The sequence below is a fragment of the Rhodococcus ruber genome, assembly GCF_027270735.1.
Classification (GTDB): Bacteria; Actinomycetota; Actinomycetes; order Mycobacteriales; family Mycobacteriaceae; genus Rhodococcoides; species Rhodococcoides rubrum_A.
On sequence record NZ_JAPWIJ010000015.1, the window covers coordinates 17,127 to 35,275 of the forward strand.

Genomic DNA, 18,149 nt, shown 5'->3' on the forward strand with positions numbered 1-18,149 from the left:
CACCGAAGAGCGTCGCTTCCACGGATCCCTCGCAGACCTCGACGCAGTTCGTGCCGCGGTCTCGATTCCGGTGTTGCGCAAGGATTTCATCGTCGGTCCGTATCAGATCCACGAGGCTCGGGCCCACGGTGCCGACGTCATCCTGCTGATCGTCGCGGCACTCGAGCAGGATGCTCTGGCGTCGCTGCTCGACCGTACGGAGTCGCTCGGCATGACGGCACTGGTCGAGGTGCACACCGAAGCCGAGGCAGATCGTGCCCTCGAGGCCGGTGCCACCGTCATCGGCATCAACGCCCGCAACCTCAAGACGCTCGAGATCGATCGGGACAGTTTCGGACGTATCGCTCCCGGTCTGCCGAGCGAGGTCATTCGCGTCGCAGAGTCCGGAGTGCGGGGAACAGCCGATCTGCTCGCCTACGCCGGAGCGGGCGCGGACGCCGTCCTCGTCGGCGAGGGCTTGGTCACTGCAGGCGATCCGCGCACGGCCGTCTCGGACCTGGTGACGGCGGGAACGCATCCGTCGTGCCCCAAGCCTGCACGCTGACCCTGCAGAGTTGACTCGGGCACCCGACCCGAGCGCGGCGGCAGTCCGCCGTTGGGGCACACTGGACCGGTGAGCACCAGCAATTCTCCAGGCATCGCGGACGCCCCGCAGGTAGTCCGCTTCAAGGGCGCTGATCTGCCGCAGAGCAGCATCGGCCTCACCGATCGCAGCGCGCACGAGCCCGATGTGGGCGGGCATTTCGGCGTCTACGGCGGCAGGTTCGTCCCCGAGGCACTGATGGGTGTGATCGAGGAAGTCACCGCCGAGTACGAGAAGGTGCGCAGCGACAACGAATTCCTCGGCGAACTCGATCGACTGCAGCGCGACTACACCGGCCGACCCTCGCCGGTCTTCGAGGCGACTCGGCTGTCCGCGCACGCCGGTGGCGCTCGCATCCTGCTCAAGCGAGAAGACCTGAACCACACCGGTTCTCACAAGATCAACAACGTTCTCGGACAGGTGCTGCTCGCGAAGCGAATGGGCAAGACTCGTGTCATTGCAGAGACCGGTGCCGGTCAACACGGCGTCGCGACCGCCACGGCCTGTGCCCTTATGGGGCTCGAATGCGTTGTGTACATGGGCGAGGTCGACACCGAACGGCAAGCACTCAACGTCGCCCGGATGCGCCTGCTCGGATCGAGCGTCGTGGCCGTGAAGTCGGGATCGCGCACCCTCAAGGACGCCATCAACGAGGCTCTACGCGATTGGGTCACCAACGCGGACAACACGTATTACTGCTTTGGTACCGTCGCCGGGCCGCACCCGTTCCCGGTCATGGTCCGCGACTTCCAGCGCATCATCGGCCTCGAAGCACGGCAGCAGGTGCTCGCCTCCACGGGGAGGCTGCCCGACGCCATCGCCGCCTGCGTCGGTGGCGGGTCCAATGCGATCGGAATCTTCCACGCCTTCATCGACGACGCCGACGTTCGGCTGATCGGTTTCGAGGCGGCCGGCGACGGCGTCGAGACGGGCCGCCACGCTGCGACGATCAGCGGTGGAACTCCGGGAGCGCTGCACGGTGCGTACTCGTACCTGCTGCAGGACGAAGACGGCCAGACCGTCGAATCCCATTCGATCTCAGCGGGATTGGACTACCCGGGCGTCGGTCCCGAGCATTCGTACCTGCACGACATCGGGCGAGCGGAGTACCGAGGCATCACCGATACCGAAGCGATGAATGCCTTCAAGCTGCTGTGCCGTACCGAGGGCATCATTCCGGCCATCGAGTCCTCGCATGCCATCGCCGGCGCATTGACCCTCGGCAAGGAGTTGGGCGAAGGCGCGATCATTCTGGTCAACCTGTCCGGGCGTGGCGACAAGGACGTCGACACCGCGGCCGAGTGGTTCGGGCTGATAGACGGAGACGGCGACGCGAACGTGGACGAAGAAGTAGGTATCAAGCCATGAGCAACAACGACTCTCGTCTCTCCGGGACCTTCGCGAAGTGCCGCGCCGAAGGGCGCGCAGCACTCGTCGGATACCTCCCCGCAGGTTTTCCGACCGTGCCGCGCTCGGTCGAGGTGTTCAAGACCATGGTCGACGCCGGATGCGACATCGTCGAGGTCGGTATTCCGTATTCCGATCCGGTGATGGACGGCCCCACGATTCAGGCCGCAGCCGACGTCGCGCTGCGAGCCGGTGCTCGGGTCAAGGACGTGTTCGCAGTGACCGAGCAGGTCTCTGCCGCGGGCGGAAAAGCAGTCGTCATGACCTACTGGAATCTGGTCCTCAAATACGGCATCGAGAACTTCGCCCGCGATCTCGCCGGTGCGGGCGGGCTCGGAATCATCACCCCCGATCTCATTCCGGATGAGGCGCAGGAATGGATCGAGGTCTCCGACAGGTACGGACTCGACCGCATCTTCCTCGTCGCTCCGTCGTCCACCGAGGAACGGCTCGTCAGCACCGTCGAAGCCAGCAGCGGTTTCGTCTACGCCGCTTCGACGATGGGCGTGACCGGTGCCCGCGATGCGGTGTCCTCGATGGCACCCGAATTGTCGGCCCGCATCCGTAAGCACTCCGACATCCCCATCGGCGTCGGCCTCGGTGTTCGCTCGGGTGCTCAGGCCGCCGAGATCGCCCGCTACGCCGATGCAGTCATCGTCGGATCGGCGTTGGTCAGTGCCGTGGACAACGGACTCGACGCGGTGCGTGACCTGACGACGGAACTCGCCGAGGGTGTCCGCTCCGCTAACGTAGCGTCGTGACCTCGACCGAGATTCTGGCCTACATTCCCAGCCCCGCGCAGGGGGTGTGGCACGTCGGACCGCTCGCTCTGCGGGCCTACGCGCTGTTCATCATCATCGGCATCGTCGTGTCGGTGGTGTGGGGCGATCGCCGTTGGGTCGCTCGAGGGGGAACGAAGGGCACCGTCCTCGACGTCGCGGTCTGGGCTGTTCCTTTCGGCTTGCTCGGCGGCCGTCTCTACCACGTTGCAACAGACTGGAAGACGTACTTCGGTCCCGGCGGAAATCCGGTCGAAGCGCTGTACGTCTGGAACGGCGGCCTGGGTATTTGGGGAGCAGTGTTCCTCGGCGGAGTCGGTGCCTGGATCGCCTGCCGTCGCCGAGGGATCCCCTTGCCCGCATTCGGTGACGCTGTGGGGCCCCCGATTCTGCTAGCCCAGGCGATCGGGCGCATCGGCAACTACTTCAACCAGGAACTGTACGGTCGCGCAACCACGCAGCCGTGGGGTCTGGAAATCTACGAACGAGTCGACTCGAACGGCCGACTGGATCCCCTGAACGGCGTGTCGACGGGATTCGTGGAGAAGGTCGTCCACCCGACGTTCCTCTACGAGCTGCTGTGGAGCCTCGCGATCGTCGCCCTGCTGGTGCTGATCGACCGCAAGTACACGATCGGCCACGGACGATTGTTCGCGTTGTACGTCGCCGGATACTGCGCCGGACGTTTCTGGGTGGAACTCATGCGTGACGATTTCGCGACGAAGATCGCGGGACTTCGCGTCAACACCTTCACATCCGCCATCATCTTCGTCCTGGCGGTCGCATACTTCGTGATCGCGACAAAGGGTCGCGAAGACCCCGCGACTCTGAAATCGAACGACGACGTGGACGGTAGTAGCGCCGACTCAGACGGCGATGCCTCCGGCGACGTGGACGAGACCGACGTGAACGACCGAACAGCCGATGCTCAGGACGTGCAGACGTCCGACAAGAAAGCCGAGGAAGAAGGCAGTACACGTGGTTGATTTCGACAAGACCCACGGTCCCGAATCCGGTTCCGGCACCGGCGATTCCAGTGACGGTGACGTCAAGCCGACCACGCCGTTCGGCACTCCGTTCGACTACGGTGCCACCGCCGAGGCGTCGCTCTCGGAGCCGCCGGCAACCTCGGAATCCGCACCGTCGCACGGTCCCACCGGGCCCACGGGGCCGGGCTGGGATACGTACTCGGGTGTCGGAAACGGCCCAGGTTGGTCCAGCACACCGAGCTACCCGGCCCCGAGTCCGGACGGCAGCATCGACAATCCGGTCGGAGGATTCCCGCCGGCTCAGAACTACCCACCCCAGAACTTCCCGCAGCAGAACTTCCCGCAGCAGGGGTACGGCCAGTCGCAGGGCTACCCGCAGCAGGGGTACGGCCAGCAGCAGGGGTACGGCCAGCAGCAGGGTTACCCGCAGCAGGGTTACCCGCAACAGGGTTACCCGCAACAGGGTTACGGCCAGCCACAGGGTTTCGGTGCGCCCATGGGCTATCGGGGCGGACACCCGTACGGCGTCGGCCCAGACGCTCCGTACGGTCGTGATCCGGTCACCGGCGAGCCGTTGTCGGACAAGTCCAAGATCGTCGGCGGCCTGCTGCAGATATTTCTCGGTTGGTTGGGTGTCGGTCGCTTCTATGTCGGCAGTACCGGAATCGGTGTCGCCCAGCTGCTCCTGTTCTTCTTCGGTGTTCTGCTCACCGCAGTGTTCGGCCTCGGACTGATTCTGCTGTTCGGGCTCTTCGTCTGGCACGTCGTCGACGGCGTGCTCATTTTGGTGGGCAATGTAACGGACGCTCAGGGGCGAAAACTGAGAGACTGAGCCCTTGTTCGCACCGCATCCGCACAAGGGAGCCCGAAGTGAGTGACTCAGGTACATCGTCGTCCGACGGATCGCCGGGAGACGGATCCGGTTCGACGGAGCCGACGATCTCGTTCGAGAAAGGCACCCCTGCAGGCTCGGGTCCCGTCTACGGCGCACCCGACCCCAATTACACGACCCCGAACTACGGCACCCCGGGCGGCGCTGATCAGGGTCAGCAGTTCGGACCCCCGCCCGGTGTCGGTTATCCACCGCCGGCCGATGGTTCGGGTCAGTACTTCGCGCCGCCGCCCCCGCCGTACGCGGGTGGTCAGTACGGTGGGCCGCAGTACGCGGGTGGTCCCGGCTTCATGGACCCGATGGCTCCCTACGGCCGTCACCCGGTCACCGGGGAACCCTTCTCCGACAAGCAGAAGCTGACGGCAGGCCTGCTCAACATCCTGCTGGGCGCATTCGGAGCTGGGCGCTTCTATCTCAACCAGCCGGGCATTGCAGTGGCCCAGATCGCCGTCACGTGGCTCACCTGCGGTATCGGTGGCATCTGGCCGTTGATCGACGGGATCATGATGCTCACCGGCAGCGTGCGCGACGAGCACGGTCGACCGCTGCGCGACTGACTACCTCGTCGGCGGCCACCGGAATTCGCGATTGCATCGTTGCGAATTCCAGCTGCTACGATTTCGCCATCCGGGAGCGATCTCGGATTCTTTCGCGGGCCAGGGCTGTCCCGGTGAATTCCCGACAGGCGTTTTGATTTCGGCTGGTCCGACCGCTCAGGTCGAGCCGAGCCGACCAGCCGGCGGGGTTGCCGAGACTCACGGCGCAGCGTTCGAGACACTGCACCGCCCTCACGCACCCACCGGCCTACGTGGAGGTGATCGTGGTGCTGTTTTCTCGGATGCCTGCGGAGCAGGGTCTGTACGACCCGAGCTTGGAGAAGGATTCCTGCGGCGTGGCGATGATCGCCGACATCGCGGGCCGACGCTCCCATTCCATCGTGGCCGACGGCGTTCTGGCTCTGGAGAATCTGGAACATCGCGGCGCTGCCGGGGCCGAACCCAACAGCGGCGACGGCGCGGGCATTCTGATCCAGCTCCCCGTCGAACTGCTCGTCTCCCTTGCGCCGTTCGATCTGCCCGCGGCCGGAGCCGACGGTGACAATACTTTTGCGGCCGGCGTGTGTTTTCTCCCGCAGGGCATCCGGGAACGTGCGCTCGCCGTCGAGCGTGTCGAATCCGTTGCGACCGAAGAAGGTCTGGACATCCTGGGCTGGGTCCCGGTCGAGGTCGATCCCGATCGAGCCGACGTGGGAGTCACCGCTCTGGGCTGCATGCCGTACATGAGCTACCTCTTCGTCACCGCCCCCGAGGTCGACGGCGCGCGCCCGGCGGGCCTCGCACTCGATCGGCTGGTGTACGCACTGCGCAAGCGTTCCGAACGGGTCACCCCCGAGATCGAGGCCGAGGGTTCGGGACTGTTCTTTCCGTCGCTGTCCTCGCGCACCATCGTCTACAAGGGCATGCTCACCACGATGCAGTTGCCGCTCTACTTCCCGGAGTTGCGGAACCCGTTGTGCACGAGCGCTATTGCCATCGTTCACAGTCGATTCTCGACCAACACGTTTCCGTCCTGGCCACTGGCGCACCCGCATCGCTACGTGGCCCACAACGGCGAGATCAACACCGTCAAGGGCAACCGAAACCGAATGCGGGCTCGGGAAGCACTGCTCTCCAGCGACGTGATCCCCGGTGACCTCGAGCGGTTGTTCCCTATCTGCAATCCCGATGCGTCGGACTCGGTGTCCTTGGACGAGGTGCTCGAACTGCTGCACCTCGGCGGACGCAGTGTTCCGCATGTGGTGATGATGATGGTGCCCGAGCCGTGGGAGAACCACCGCACGATGGATCCGCGAGTGCGGGCGTTCTATCAGTTCCACGCGTCGATGATGGAGGCCTGGGACGGCCCGGCCTGTGTGACGTTCACCGACGGCAGCTACGTCGGGGCCGTGCTCGATCGCAATGGGCTTCGCCCCGGTCGCTGGTGGCAGACGGCCGACGGCCGGGTGATCCTTGCCAGCGAGGCCGGCGTGCTCGATGTGCCGCAATCCGAGGTCGTCGCCAAGGGCAGACTCGAACCGGGCAAGATGTTCCTGATCGACACCGTCGCCGGACGACTCGTACCCGACGACGAGATCAAGCTCCAGCTGGCCACCGAACATCCGTATCAGGAGTGGCTGCACGCCGGACTGCTCGAGATCAAGAGCCTGCCCGAGCGTGCGCACATTCAGTACAACCACGACTCCGTGGTGCGCAGACAGGTCGCGTTCGGTTACACCGAGGAAGACCTGCGCGTCGTACTGACGCCGATGGCCGCGTCCGGGGGAGAGCCGCTGGGGTCCATGGGCACCGACACCCCTGCGGCAGTCATGTCGCAGCGCTCGCGTCAGCTCTACGACTACTTCATCGAACTGTTCGCTCAGGTCACCAACCCGCCGCTGGATTCGATTCGGGAGGAGATCGTGACCTCCCTCGCGCGGGTGATGGGTCCCGAGCAGAACCTGCTCGAGCCCACTGCGGCGTCGTGCAGGCAGATCGTGTTGCCGTGGCCGGTGCTCGACAACGACGAGTTGAACAAGATCATCCACATCAACGACGACGGCGACCATCCCGGATTGTCGGCGACAGTGTTGCGTGGCCTGTACGAGGTCGAGCGTGGCGGCGAAGGTCTCGCCGAGGCCATCGAGGATTTGCGGGCCCGGGCCTCGGAAGCCATCGCTGCCGGGTACACCACCCTGATCATCTCCGATCGCGATTCGGACCACACCCGGGCACCGATTCCGTCCTTGCTGGCCACCTCGGCCGTGCACCATCACCTGGTCCGGACCAAGGAGCGCACCAAAATCGCCCTCGTCGTCGAATCCGGCGATGCACGCGAGGTCCATCATCTGGCGTTGCTGATCGGATTCGGTGCCGCCGCGGTCAACCCGTATCTGGCGATGGAATCGATCGAGGATCTCGTCGGCGAGGGTGAGCTGACCGGCGTCGAACCGACGATAGCGGTACGCAACTATCTGTACGGTCTCGGCAAGGGTGTGCTCAAGGTGATGTCCAAGATGGGCATCTCGACCGTCGGATCCTACACCGGCGCACAGGTTTTCGAGGCTGTCGGCCTCGATCGCGAGGTGGTGCGCGAGTACTTCAAGGGCACGGTCAGCAAGCTCGGCGGCGTCGGCCTGGACGTGCTCGCCGAGGAGGTCAAGCTGCGCCACCGTCGGGCGTACCCCGAGAACCCCACCGACCGTGTCCATCGCCGGTTGGAGATCGGGGGCGAATACCAGTTCCGGAGGGAAGGCGAGCTGCATCTGTTCACGCCCGAAACGGTGTTCCTGTTGCAGCACGCCACCCGTACAGGTCGCTACGACGTGTTCCAGAAGTACACCGACGAGGTGGACCGGCTTGCTCGTGAAGGCGGTGCCCTGCGTGGTCTGTTCGAGTTCAAAGATGGCGTGCGGCCCCCTGTTCCGCTCGACGAGGTGGAGTCGGTCGAGTCGATCGTGACGCGGTTCAACACCGGAGCGATGAGCTACGGGTCCATTTCCGCCGAAGCACACGAGACGATGGCCGTGGCGATGAACAACCTCGGCGGCCGGTCCAACTCGGGTGAAGGCGGCGAGGATGTCGACCGCCTCTACGACCCGACCCGTCGCAGTGCCGTCAAGCAGGTGGCCAGTGGCCGCTTCGGGGTGACCAGCGACTACCTGGTCAATGCCACCGATATCCAGATCAAGATGGCGCAGGGAGCAAAGCCCGGCGAGGGCGGTCAGTTGCCCGGGTACAAGGTGTATCCGTGGGTGGCGAAGACGCGACATTCGACGCCGGGCGTCGGCTTGATCTCGCCGCCTCCGCACCACGACATCTATTCGATCGAGGATCTCGCGCAGCTGATCCACGACCTCAAGAACGCCAACGAGAATGCGCGCGTGCACGTCAAACTCGTCAGTTCCGTCGGCGTCGGCACGGTGGCGACCGGCGTCAGTAAGGCGCACGCCGACGTCGTCCTCATCTCGGGATACGACGGCGGAACCGGGGCGGCACCGTTGACCTCGCTCAAGCATGCCGGCGCTCCGTGGGAGATAGGCCTGGCCGACGCTCAGCAGACGCTGGTGCTCAACGGACTGCGTGACCGCATCACGGTGCAGTGCGACGGTGGAATGCGCACCGGTCGCGACGTCATCGTCGCGGCACTTCTCGGTGCGGAGGAATTTGGATTCTCGACGGCTCCGCTGATCGTGGCGGGATGCATCATGATGCGTGTCTGCCACCTCGATACGTGCCCGGTCGGGGTCGCGACCCAGAACCCGGAACTGCGCAAGAGGTTCACCGGTAAGCCCGAGTTTCTCGAGGACTTCTTCAAGTTCATCGCCGAGGACGTGCGAAAGTACCTCGCGCAGCTCGGTTTCCGTAGTATCGACGAAGCAGTAGGCCACGCCGACGTACTCGAGACAGCGGCAGGCGTCGCACACTGGAAGAGCAAGGGCCTGGATCTGGCTCCGATCTTCGCGATGCCCGTCGACCGTCACGGTGCCCCGATGACGCAGCGTCGACGCCTTCGCGGGCAAGACCACGGACTCGATCTCGCGCTGGATCGCACGCTGATCCAGTTGGCCGAGGGAGCGCTCGAGGACGCCCATCCGGTGAAGCTGGAGCTGCCGGTACGCAACGTCAACCGGACCGTCGGAACGCTTCTGGGTTCCGAGGTCACCCGGCGCTACGGCGCGGGTGGACTCTCGGACGACACCATTCGCATTGCGTTCACCGGATCGGCAGGGCAGTCGCTCGGTGCCTTCCTGCCGCCGGGTATCACGATCGATCTGGTCGGTGACGCGAACGACTATGTCGGCAAGGGACTGTCGGGAGGTCGCATCGTCGTGCGCCCCGCCGACGATGCGCCCTTCGTCGCCGAGGACAACGTGATTGCCGGCAACACCATTCTGTACGGCGCAACCTCGGGTGAGGTGTACCTGCGGGGCAAGGCAGGGGAGCGTTTCGCGGTCAGGAACTCGGGAGCGGTAGCGGTGAACGAGGGCGTGGGTGACCACGCGTTCGAGTACATGACCGGTGGCCGGGTCGTGGTGCTGGGCCCTACCGGTCGCAACATGGCCGCGGGAATGTCCGGCGGTATCGCGTTCGTCCTCGGTCTCGATCCGGCCGACGTGAACATGGCGATGGTCGAACTGCAGGTCCCCAACCCGGACGATCTGGTGTGGCTGCGCGAGACCGTCGAGAATCACCGGCGCTGGACCGGGTCCACCGTCGCGACCTCGTTGTTGGCCGACTGGCCACGCCGGTCTGCGCTGTTCACCAAAGTCATGCCCGTCGACTACCAGCGGGTGCTGGAAGCGACTCGAATGGCGCGTGCCGAAGGGCGCGACGTCGATGCTGCGATCATGGAGGCTGCACGTGGCTGATCCACAGGGATTTCTGAAAGTCGTCAAGCGCGAGGCAGTCAAGCGTCCGATCGGCGAGCGCGTCAAGGACTGGAACGAAGTGTATTCGCACCAGCCGACGAGCGAACGGGCCGCGGAGGTCTCCGATCAGGCACGTCGCTGCATGGACTGCGGAATTCCGTTCTGCCACTCCGGAACTGCAGGCTGTCCGTTGGGCAATCTGATTCCCGAGTGGAACGATCTGGTTCGTCGTGACCGCTGGGATGCGGCGAGTGACCGACTGCACGCGACCAACAACTTCCCGGAATTCACCGGTCGGGTGTGCCCGGCACCGTGTGAATCAGCCTGTGTGCTTTCGATTTCAGAGGCGGCCACCGGCGGTAGCGTCACGATCAAGCGGGTCGAGCAGACCATCGCGGATCTGGCCTGGGAAGGGGGCAGCATCGTTCCGCAGCCGCCGACGATCACCACCGGCAAGCGAGTCGCCGTCGTGGGATCCGGTCCTGCGGGATTGGCTGCGGCACAACAGCTCACACGCGCCGGACACGACGTCACGGTGTACGAGCGGGATGACCGCCTCGGCGGGCTGCTCCGGTACGGCATTCCCGAATTCAAGCTCGAGAAGTCGGTGCTGGATCAGCGCCTGATGCAGATGCGGGCCGAGGGAACGCATTTCGTGACCGACTGCGAGGTGGGCATCGACTTCACGGTCGAGCAGCTCCGCGAGTCCTTCGATGCCGTCGTCCTGGCGGTCGGCGCTCTGCGGGCCCGCGACAACACCGAGGTGATCGGTCGCGAACTCGACGGTATCCACCTGGCGATGGAACACCTGGTGCCGTCGAACAAGGAGTGTGAGGGCGACGGTCCCACGTCGATCTCGGCCGCGGACAAGCATGTGGTGATCATCGGCGGCGGCGACACCGGGGCCGACTGCCTGGGTACGGCGCACCGCCAAGGTGCCGCGTCGGTCACCCAGCTCGACTACAACCCTGCTCTGCCCGGGGCCCGCGACGACGGTCTCTCGCCGTGGCCGTCGTGGCCGTTGGTGCTGCGCACCTCGCCTGCGCACGCCGAGGGTGGCGTCGTGCGCCATCAGGTGGCCGTGCAGCGCTTCCTCGGTGACGAGCGCGGACACGTGCGTGCCATGGTGCTGGCCGAGGTGGAAGTGCAGCGCGACGCGGACGGTCGACGCATCGTCACACCGATCGGTGAAGAGGTGGAACTGCCCTGTGACCTGGCGCTGTTCGCCATCGGTTTCGAGGGTGTCGAGCATGGCCCGCTGCTCGACGAGTACGGCCTCACGCTGACCAAGCGGGGTGCACTCTCGTGCGGTCCGGACTGGCAGACCACTGCGCCGGGGGTGTTCGTCTGTGGGGATGCTCATCGAGGTGCGTCGTTGGTCGTGTGGGCGATCGCAGAGGGACGATCGGCGGCTCACGGAGTCGACGCTTTCCTCACCGGACACTCGGAATTACCATCGCCCGTACACCCCACGGCGCTGCCCCTGGCGGTGGTGTGACGCTGGTCTCTGAACCGATGCAGACCCTCCCAGCAGCGAGGTAGCGAGGCTACCGATCGGTAGTATCCAGCTGGGAACGTCTGCGATAGAGAACGGGGCGTCCAGCGGCTAGGCTCGCTTTCGTGAGCCGACGTACGAAGATTGTCTGCACCCTTGGACCCGCAACCGCAACCACAGAGCGAATCCGTGAACTCGTAGAGAGTGGAATGGATGTCGCACGACTGAACTTCAGCCATGGTGATCACCCCGATCATCAGGCCAACTACGAGAGGGTCCGCGCAGCGTCGGACGCCACCGGCAAAGCCGTGGGTATTCTGGCCGATCTGCAGGGACCGAAGATTCGTCTCGGCCGTTTCGCCGAGGGCTCGACCACGTGGGCGGCCGGTGAGCTGATCCGTATCACCGTCGAAGAGTGCGAAGGCACTCACGACCGGGTGTCGACCACCTACAAGGAACTGGCTCAGGACGCGAAGGAAGGCGACCGCCTCCTCGTCGACGACGGCAAGGTCGGCCTCGTGGTCACCGGCGTCGAAGGCAACGATGTGTTGTGCCGTGTCACCGAAGGCGGACCGGTCAGCAACAACAAGGGCGTGTCTCTGCCCGGCATGGACGTGTCCGTTCCGGCCATGAGCGAGAAGGACATCGCGGACCTCGAGTTCGCACTCGCTCTGGGCTGCGACTTCATCGCGCTCTCGTTCGTCCGCTCGCCCGCGGACGTCGAACTCGTGCACGCCGTGATGGATCGTGTCGGTCGCCGAGTTCCCGTCATCGCCAAGCTGGAGAAGCCCGAAGCTGTCGACAACCTCGAAGCCATCGTGCTCGCGTTCGACGCGATCATGGTCGCCCGCGGTGACCTCGGCGTCGAGTTGCCGCTCGAGCAGGTCCCGCTGGTGCAGAAGCGCGCCATTCAGATCGCTCGCGCCAACGCCAAGCCCGTCATCGTCGCGACCCAGATGCTCGAATCGATGATCGAGAACTCCCGTCCGACGCGCGCCGAGGCCTCCGACGTTGCCAATGCGGTGCTCGACGGCACCGACGCGGTGATGCTGTCCGGTGAGACCTCGGTCGGCAAGTACGTCATGGAGACGGTGCGGACGATGGCCCGCATCGTCGAGACCGTCGAGACCGAGGGCGACAGCGTTCCGCCGCTGACGCACGTTCCGCGCACCAAGCGCGGCGTGATCTCCTACGCCGCCCGCGACATCGGCGAGCGGCTGGACGCCAAGGCTCTCGTCGCCTTCACGCAGTCGGGTGACACCGTTCGACGGTTGGCCCGTCTGCACACCAAGCTTCCTCTGCTCGCGTTCACCTCTATTTCCGAGGTGCGCAGCCAGCTCTCGCTCAGCTGGGGAACCGAGACGTTCCTGGTCCCCGACGTGGGGTCGACGGACGCGATGGTCAAAGAGGTCGACAAGGCATTGCTCGAACTCGGTCGGTACAACAAGGGCGATCAGGTTGTGATCGTGGCTGGTGCCCCTCCCGGCACAGTAGGCTCGACCAACTTGATCCATGTGCACCGAATCGGAGAAGAGGACCGGTAAGTGGTCGAAGCGGGGGGAACCGGCGTCAGCGAGAGCGCGCCGAGCAGTACAGCGGTGAAGACCGATCTCGAGACGCTCCTCGATCTCCTCGCACTGGAGGAGATCGAGGAGGACGTGTTCGTCGGTCGTCACCCCGAGCAGGTGGGGAGCCGAACGTTCGGGGGACAACTGGTCGCTCAGGGTCTGATCGCGGCGGGCCGCACCGTGTCGGGCACGTCGCGGGACGTGCACGCGATCAACGCCCACTTCATCCGCGGTGGTGACGTCAAGAAGCCCATCGAATACCGGGTCTCGCGTCAGCGCGACGGCCGCGCGTTCGCCAATCGGCAGGTGACCGCCGTCCAGGACGGCAACGAGCTGTTCGTCATGCTGGCAGCGTTCCAAGATTTCGGAAAAGGCCTGGAGCACAGCGTCGAGGTGCCCGAGGTTCCGTACCCCGACGCGTTGCCACCCCTGGGCGATCATTTTGTCGGGTACGAGGATCGCCTGCAGATGTTCGTCGATGCCCTCAAGCCGATCGACATGCGCTACGCGAACGATCCGGCCTGGATCATGCACGGCACCGGTGAGAAGCTCAATCACAATCGAGTCTGGATGAAGGCCGACGGTGATCTGCCCGACGCCTCGATCTTTCACGCCGCGACCATGGGCTACGCATCGGACACCACCGTGCTCGATTCGATCATCACCACGCACGGCCTGTCGTGGGGACTCGATCGGATCGTCGCAGCCACGGTGAACCACTCCATCTGGTTCCACCGACCCTTCAGGTTCGACGAATGGGCCCTCTACGCCACCGAATCACCCGTCGCCGCCGGCTCCCGCGGCCTGGCCACCGGTCGTTTCTTCTCGATGGACGGCCAGTTGCTGGCCACCGTCGTACAGGAGGGCCTCATTCGACACTTTCCGAAGCGGGTCCGCGACTGAACGCGCTTGCCCAGGCCCGAGTCTTGGCTGCAAGATCCAGTGAGGCGTGCGCTGGGCTGGTCGAGGGCAATCGGGTGAATTCGACGCGGGGGAGCGTCAGTCCGGTAGCCACGTGACGTCGGTAGCTTTCGGCTGCTTTGGCTCCGTTGAAGAACACCCTGACGATGCCGGGGGACTCGGCGAACAGTGCCTCGAAATCGTTTGCCACGATCGAGGATTCGATAATTGCCGAATCGAGACTGCCCGCGCGCGTGCACAGCTTCAGTACGTCCCAGACGGCGATCCCGTGGCCTCGGAGACGCTCCGTGCGTGCGTCGTACGGGAGTTCGGGTCCGGCACCGAACAACGTTCCCATGATCGGCCAGAACGCATTTCGCGGATGGGCGTAGTACTGCTGCGCCGTCAGCGACGCAACGCCGGGCATGGAACCCAGAACCAGGGTGGTTGCGCCCGGGCCGACGATCGGCTCGAAACTGTGCACAACGTTCATTGCGCGATTGAAGCAAATCCCCGCGGGGGTGCCGGAGGTGGGACCACAATGGAGAGATGTTGGATCCACGTGTACTCGACAACCACGAACTCGAAGCCGAACTCGCCGCACTGCGCCGGGGGCGTGACGCGGCGATGGACGAGGGCGCGCGCGACGTCTCGACCGCTGACACCGACCACCTCATCGCGCGGTTCGAGGAAGAAATTCGCAAGCGACACCAGGATTCGACGTCCGATCAGCCCAGTGCCGATCTGCCCTGACCCAGAATCAGGACAGCGCAGGCCGCGGTCGCGGCCGCGGTGCGAATGTTGTTCCACAGCACCCACTTCGTCGTGAACTCTTCCCACGTCGCCGCTCCTGCCGCGGTGGTCGAGTCGGCTGCAGCCAACGCGTCGTTGAGTGGCACGTTCAGCGTGACCGTGACCGCGAAGCACCCGATCACGTACAGCACTGCCCCGGCGATGATCAGTGCGGAGTGACCGCGGTCGGTGAACGGAGTCGACACGGCTGCGATCACGCAGGACAGCGCCGTGCCCATGAACAGGGTGAGAAACAGCGGATTGAGGATCGCCGTATTGGCACTCTGCATCGAGGAGATCGCGACCGGAACCGGAAGGGTCTTCAGTCCGGGCAGCACGCTGATCGAGAACGCCAGCAGCACTCCCGCCATCAATGCTGATCCGATTGCGCCGACAAGTGTTGATGCGGAGGCTATTCGGTCGATCATGACACGGCTGCCGGTGCCGGAATCGAGTCCGCGAATTCTTCGAACGAAATCTCGGTGCTGTTGTCGGGTGACCGGCGCACGTCTCGGGTCAGTTCTTCGGTGTTGAATGCTCGGGTCATGTCGGCGTACAACTGTGCATACGATCGCGAGAATCCAATCGAGACGAGCACGTCTGCCATGGCCTCGTACGGCAGGCGCTCGTAACGCGCCTCTGTGATCGCCAGTCGGTCACCCAGAATTGCCGTGGCCTCGGCGTAGCTGAGGTCTCGCTCGCCCAGCAGAACCTGGGTGCGTACACCGTCCCACGGCGAATCGGTCAGTGCCCGTACGGCGGCGTCGGCGATGTCCGAGGTGGCAATCATTGGAATCGGAAGGTGCGGGTCCACCGAGTCCACGTGTGTACCACTGTCGGTCAGCTGTTGCGCCGCCGGAAGCAAGTTCTCGAAGAACGACACCGGACGCAGCAGGTGCAGGCTCCGATCGGTCGATGTCCGGAGGCGTTCTTCCTGTTCTGCGAGGCAGCCGATGACGCCGGGTGCGTCGAGTCGATCGGCACCGAGGCTGCTCAGCGCCACGATCCTCTCCACCTCGGACACGCGGAGGGCCTCGACGATCGAGGCACCCCACATTGCCTGCTCGGCGGCGAAGTCCTCGGCGTAGGGATTGCTCGGCAGCATCACGAACACGGCCTCGCTCCCCGTGAAGGATGCGGCCAGCGCGGGCGTCAGGTCCGCCTGGATTGCGTGCGCGCCACCAGCCGCCAGCGCGTCGAGACGATCGGTGTTTCGGCCGATTGCGCGCACTTGCTCGCCCTCCTTCAGAAGTCTCTCGGCGACGCGATATCCGACCTGACCGGTCGCTCCCAGAATCGTGATCATCGTGGTGTTCCTTCCGTTGGATTCGTTGTCACTGCATCCACTCTGGACGTCCAGAGCTGGATGGACAATGACTTATCGGCTCGAAAAGATGTCTGATCGTCCAGGCTGTGAGACGATCGGTCAATGCGTGGACTCGACCCGTGGAAGTCGCCCGATCCACTCGGGGAGGCGCTGCACTTTCTGCGAATGACAGGATCCTTCTACTGCAGATCAGAGTTGTCCGGGTCGTGGGGTTTGGAGTTGCCGTCCATGGAGGACGCGCTCTGGTTCCACACCGTCGTCAGCGGGCGATGTCGGTTGTCGGTGCCGGGCGTGCCCACTCGCGACCTCCTTCCCGGTGACTTCGCTCTGGTTCCGCACGGCCGCGGGCACGTGCTCGCCAGCGATGACGATGCAGCAGTGAGTGCGCCTGTTGTCTACGACCTTCCGCACGACTACGTCAGCGATCGATACGCGGTCATCCGAAGCGGCAGCGGGGAAGCGAGCGCGACCCTCATGTGCGGCGCAGTGCGACTGGATCATCCGGCGGCGCAGCAACTCATCGGTGTGTTGCCTGCACTCGTCGTCATCGATGCGGATTCGGGCCCGCGGCAGTCGCGGATGCAATCGCTCTTGGCCATGGTCGCCGACGAGGCGACCTCGCTGGAGCCTGGGGGAGAAGCGGTCATCACCAGGCTGTCCGACGTGCTGGTGATCCAGGCTCTGCGGTTGTGGATGGCGGACGACGAACGGGCACGGTCCGGATGGCTCGGCGCACTCGCGGATTCTCGGATAGGCGCGGCGCTCGCCCTCATCCATCGAAACCCCGACGCACAGTGGACGGTTGCCGCACTGGCTGCCGAGGTGAAGATGTCTCGTTCGGCGTTCTCTGCCCGATTCACCGAGTTGGTCGGTGAATCGGTGATGCGCTATCTCTCGATGTGGCGGATGCAGATCGCCCACGACAGTCTTCGCTCGGGCGATGTCTCGGTAACCGAATTGGCCCGGCGCAGTGGCTATCTCTCGGAGGCGGCATTCGGCAAGGCATTCAAACGCGCGACGGGCGTGTCACCGGGGAGCGTGCGTCGTCGTCAAGAGGTCTCGCTGACGGCAGGTTGAGGGACGGGGCTGCAGGTCAACCGAGCAGATGGCGGAGGTAGCTGTTCGGATCGTCGAGGTAGCGACGCCAGTGCTGCACGAGTTCGAGTTCACCCCAGGTGCTTCGGCGCAGACCGTGTTCACCGACTTCCACGATGTCCGCGCCCGGTGTCGACGCCAGGATCGGAGAGTGCGTGGCACAGACGATCTGTGCCCCCTCGTCGCCCAATTCGGACATCAGCGCAACGAGCTGCAGGCTTGCAGTGAACGACAGCGCCGATTCGGGCTCGTCCAGGACATAGAAGCCGGGTTCGGTCAACATTGCACCGAACATGGCGAGAAAGCCTTCTCCGTGACTCATCTCGGCCGTGTTCTCGTCCCAGTAACCCGGCACACCGGCGAGATTTTCGGCCATGTCGAATGCGGTCTCGGCACGGAGAAAGAAGCCGCGCTTCTGCAGTCGTGGGCCACGCAGCATTCGGGAACCCCGCGGCGTGGTTTCCAACTCGAGTACCTCGCCGAGGGCGCTGGTCACCTCGTCGAGTCGACGCGATTGCTGCGCCGCCCGACCGCCGCGAGCGTCGATTCCGAATCCCTCGGCGATCGCCTCGACGAGGGTGGATTTACCGGAACCGTTGTCGCCGACCAGAATTGTGACCGGTGCCAGGAATTCGAGTCCGTCGCGAGCGAGGTCGGCGACTGCAGGCACAGTGAAGGGCCAATTCGATCCGACGTCGTCGGCATCGACGTAGGCGCGCTCTACGAACATGATTCAGGCTGTGACCAGGCGGTCGACGTAACCGGTCTCGTGAGCGGAGTCCGCGCTGCAGGTGTAGTAGACCCACTGAGCGGACTGGTCCTCGGAATCTCCGAAACGGTGGTCGACCTTCTGCGCGCACAATTTGCCCGCGCTGGTGTCATGGCATCGAAGACTGCTGGGTATGTACATGACTC

General features: G+C 64.7%; 16 protein-coding genes and 1 pseudogene. 12 read left to right on the top strand and 5 right to left on the bottom strand.

The genetic code is table 11. The annotated features are described in order from the left end of the window. The 10 genes and pseudogenes from trpC to O4220_RS25350 form a co-directional block, all read left to right on the top strand. On the top strand, window positions 1-544 hold a 544-nt coding region (gene trpC / locus O4220_RS25305; RefSeq protein ID WP_269608308.1), incomplete at its 5' end, for an indole-3-glycerol phosphate synthase TrpC. 69 nt (window positions 545-613) lie between these two features. Further along, window positions 614-1,951 (top strand): tryptophan synthase subunit beta, encoded by a 1,338-nt coding sequence (gene trpB, locus O4220_RS25310; RefSeq protein ID WP_420030466.1) that lies wholly within the window; start codon window positions 614-616, stop codon window positions 1,949-1,951. Beyond that, window positions 1,948-2,751 (top strand): tryptophan synthase subunit alpha, encoded by an 804-nt coding sequence (trpA, locus tag O4220_RS25315; RefSeq protein WP_269608309.1) that lies wholly within the window; start codon window positions 1,948-1,950, stop codon window positions 2,749-2,751. Before trpB ends, trpA begins: the two co-directional genes overlap by 4 nt. Beyond that, window positions 2,748-3,755: a prolipoprotein diacylglyceryl transferase gene (gene lgt, locus O4220_RS25320; protein WP_269608310.1), complete on the top strand. Its 1,008-nt coding sequence runs from the start codon at window positions 2,748-2,750 to the stop codon at window positions 3,753-3,755. The genes trpA and lgt overlap by 4 nt, the downstream gene beginning before the upstream one ends. After that, window positions 3,748-4,590 carry an NINE protein gene (locus O4220_RS25325; RefSeq protein WP_269608312.1) on the top strand — a complete coding sequence of 281 codons (843 nt, stop codon included), beginning with the start codon at window positions 3,748-3,750 and terminating at the stop codon, window positions 4,588-4,590. The genes lgt and O4220_RS25325 overlap by 8 nt, the downstream gene beginning before the upstream one ends. Before the next feature lie 41 nt (window positions 4,591-4,631). Next, window positions 4,632-5,207: pseudogene (locus tag O4220_RS27970) on the top strand (TM2 domain-containing protein); the annotation flags it as partial. Window positions 5,208-5,473: 266 nt separating this feature from the next. After that, window positions 5,474-10,057, top strand: coding sequence for a glutamate synthase large subunit (gene gltB / locus O4220_RS25335; protein ID WP_269608363.1), 4,584 nt, complete (start codon window positions 5,474-5,476; stop codon window positions 10,055-10,057). Next, window positions 10,050-11,555, top strand: a complete 1,506-nt coding sequence (locus O4220_RS25340; RefSeq protein ID WP_269608313.1) for a glutamate synthase subunit beta — start codon at window positions 10,050-10,052, stop codon at window positions 11,553-11,555. Before gltB ends, O4220_RS25340 begins: the two co-directional genes overlap by 8 nt. Window positions 11,556-11,677: 122 nt before the next feature. After that, entirely contained in the window at window positions 11,678-13,096 is a 1,419-nt protein-coding gene (gene pyk, locus O4220_RS25345; RefSeq protein WP_222095777.1) for a pyruvate kinase, read from the top strand. After that, window positions 13,097-14,023, top strand: coding sequence for an acyl-CoA thioesterase (locus tag O4220_RS25350; RefSeq protein WP_269608314.1), 927 nt, complete (start codon window positions 13,097-13,099; stop codon window positions 14,021-14,023). It begins immediately after the preceding gene. On the opposite strand, the gene O4220_RS25355 is transcribed toward O4220_RS25350, so the two are convergent. Then, a complete protein-coding gene (locus O4220_RS25355) occupies window positions 13,989-14,513 on the bottom strand; it encodes a DNA-deoxyinosine glycosylase (protein WP_269608315.1) in 525 nt (174 codons plus the stop codon). The two genes, O4220_RS25350 and O4220_RS25355, sit on opposite strands and share 35 nt — an antisense overlap. Window positions 14,514-14,569: 56 nt before the next feature. Between O4220_RS25355 and O4220_RS25360 the strand changes: the two genes are divergently transcribed. After that, window positions 14,570-14,773, top strand: coding sequence for a hypothetical protein (locus O4220_RS25360; RefSeq protein WP_269608316.1), 204 nt, complete (start codon window positions 14,570-14,572; stop codon window positions 14,771-14,773). Here O4220_RS25360 and O4220_RS25365 read toward each other — a convergent pair. Next, window positions 14,749-15,240, bottom strand: coding sequence for a DUF1772 domain-containing protein (locus O4220_RS25365; protein WP_269608317.1), 492 nt, complete (start codon window positions 15,238-15,240; stop codon window positions 14,749-14,751). The two genes, O4220_RS25360 and O4220_RS25365, sit on opposite strands and share 25 nt — an antisense overlap. Continuing rightward, a complete protein-coding gene (locus tag O4220_RS25370) occupies window positions 15,237-16,118 on the bottom strand; it encodes an NAD(P)H-binding protein (RefSeq protein WP_269608318.1) in 882 nt (293 codons plus the stop codon). The genes O4220_RS25365 and O4220_RS25370 overlap by 4 nt, the downstream gene beginning before the upstream one ends. 123 nt (window positions 16,119-16,241) lie before the next feature. Between O4220_RS25370 and O4220_RS25375 the strand changes: the two genes are divergently transcribed. After that, complete coding sequence (locus tag O4220_RS25375) at window positions 16,242-17,216, top strand: AraC family transcriptional regulator (RefSeq protein WP_269608319.1); 975 nt, start codon at window positions 16,242-16,244, stop codon at window positions 17,214-17,216. A gap of 16 nt (window positions 17,217-17,232) precedes the next feature. Here the strand turns inward: O4220_RS25375 and O4220_RS25380 are convergent, their stop codons facing one another. Both O4220_RS25380 and O4220_RS25385 read right to left on the bottom strand, forming a co-directional pair. Then, the gene (locus O4220_RS25380) at window positions 17,233-17,964 is read right to left on the bottom strand and encodes an AAA family ATPase (protein WP_269608321.1); all 732 of its coding nucleotides are present in this window, start codon (window positions 17,962-17,964) and stop codon (window positions 17,233-17,235) included. Between the two features lie 3 nt (window positions 17,965-17,967). After that, window positions 17,968-18,144, bottom strand: a complete 177-nt coding sequence (locus O4220_RS25385; RefSeq protein WP_269608322.1) for a hypothetical protein — start codon at window positions 18,142-18,144, stop codon at window positions 17,968-17,970. Window positions 18,145-18,149 lie beyond the last annotated feature (5 nt).

Bases quoted from the DNA above. Each gene is read 5' to 3' on its own strand.
- O4220_RS25375 (WP_269608319.1), top strand. From the start codon at position 16,242: ATGCGTGGACTCGACCCGTGGAAGTCGCCCGATCCACTCGGGGAGGCG.
- trpA (WP_269608309.1), top strand. From the start codon at position 1,948: ATGAGCAACAACGACTCTCGTCTCTCCGGGACCTTCGCGAAGTGCCGC.
- O4220_RS25370 (WP_269608318.1), bottom strand. From the start codon at position 16,118: ATGATCACGATTCTGGGAGCGACCGGTCAGGTCGGATATCGCGTCGCC.
- O4220_RS25355 (WP_269608315.1), bottom strand. From the start codon at position 14,513: ATGAACGTTGTGCACAGTTTCGAGCCGATCGTCGGCCCGGGCGCAACC.
- O4220_RS25385 (WP_269608322.1), bottom strand. From the start codon at position 18,144: ATGTACATACCCAGCAGTCTTCGATGCCATGACACCAGCGCGGGCAAA.
- O4220_RS25365 (WP_269608317.1), bottom strand. From the start codon at position 15,240: ATGATCGACCGAATAGCCTCCGCATCAACACTTGTCGGCGCAATCGGA.
- O4220_RS25380 (WP_269608321.1), bottom strand. From the start codon at position 17,964: ATGTTCGTAGAGCGCGCCTACGTCGATGCCGACGACGTCGGATCGAAT.
- O4220_RS25360 (WP_269608316.1), top strand. From the start codon at position 14,570: ATGTTGGATCCACGTGTACTCGACAACCACGAACTCGAAGCCGAACTC.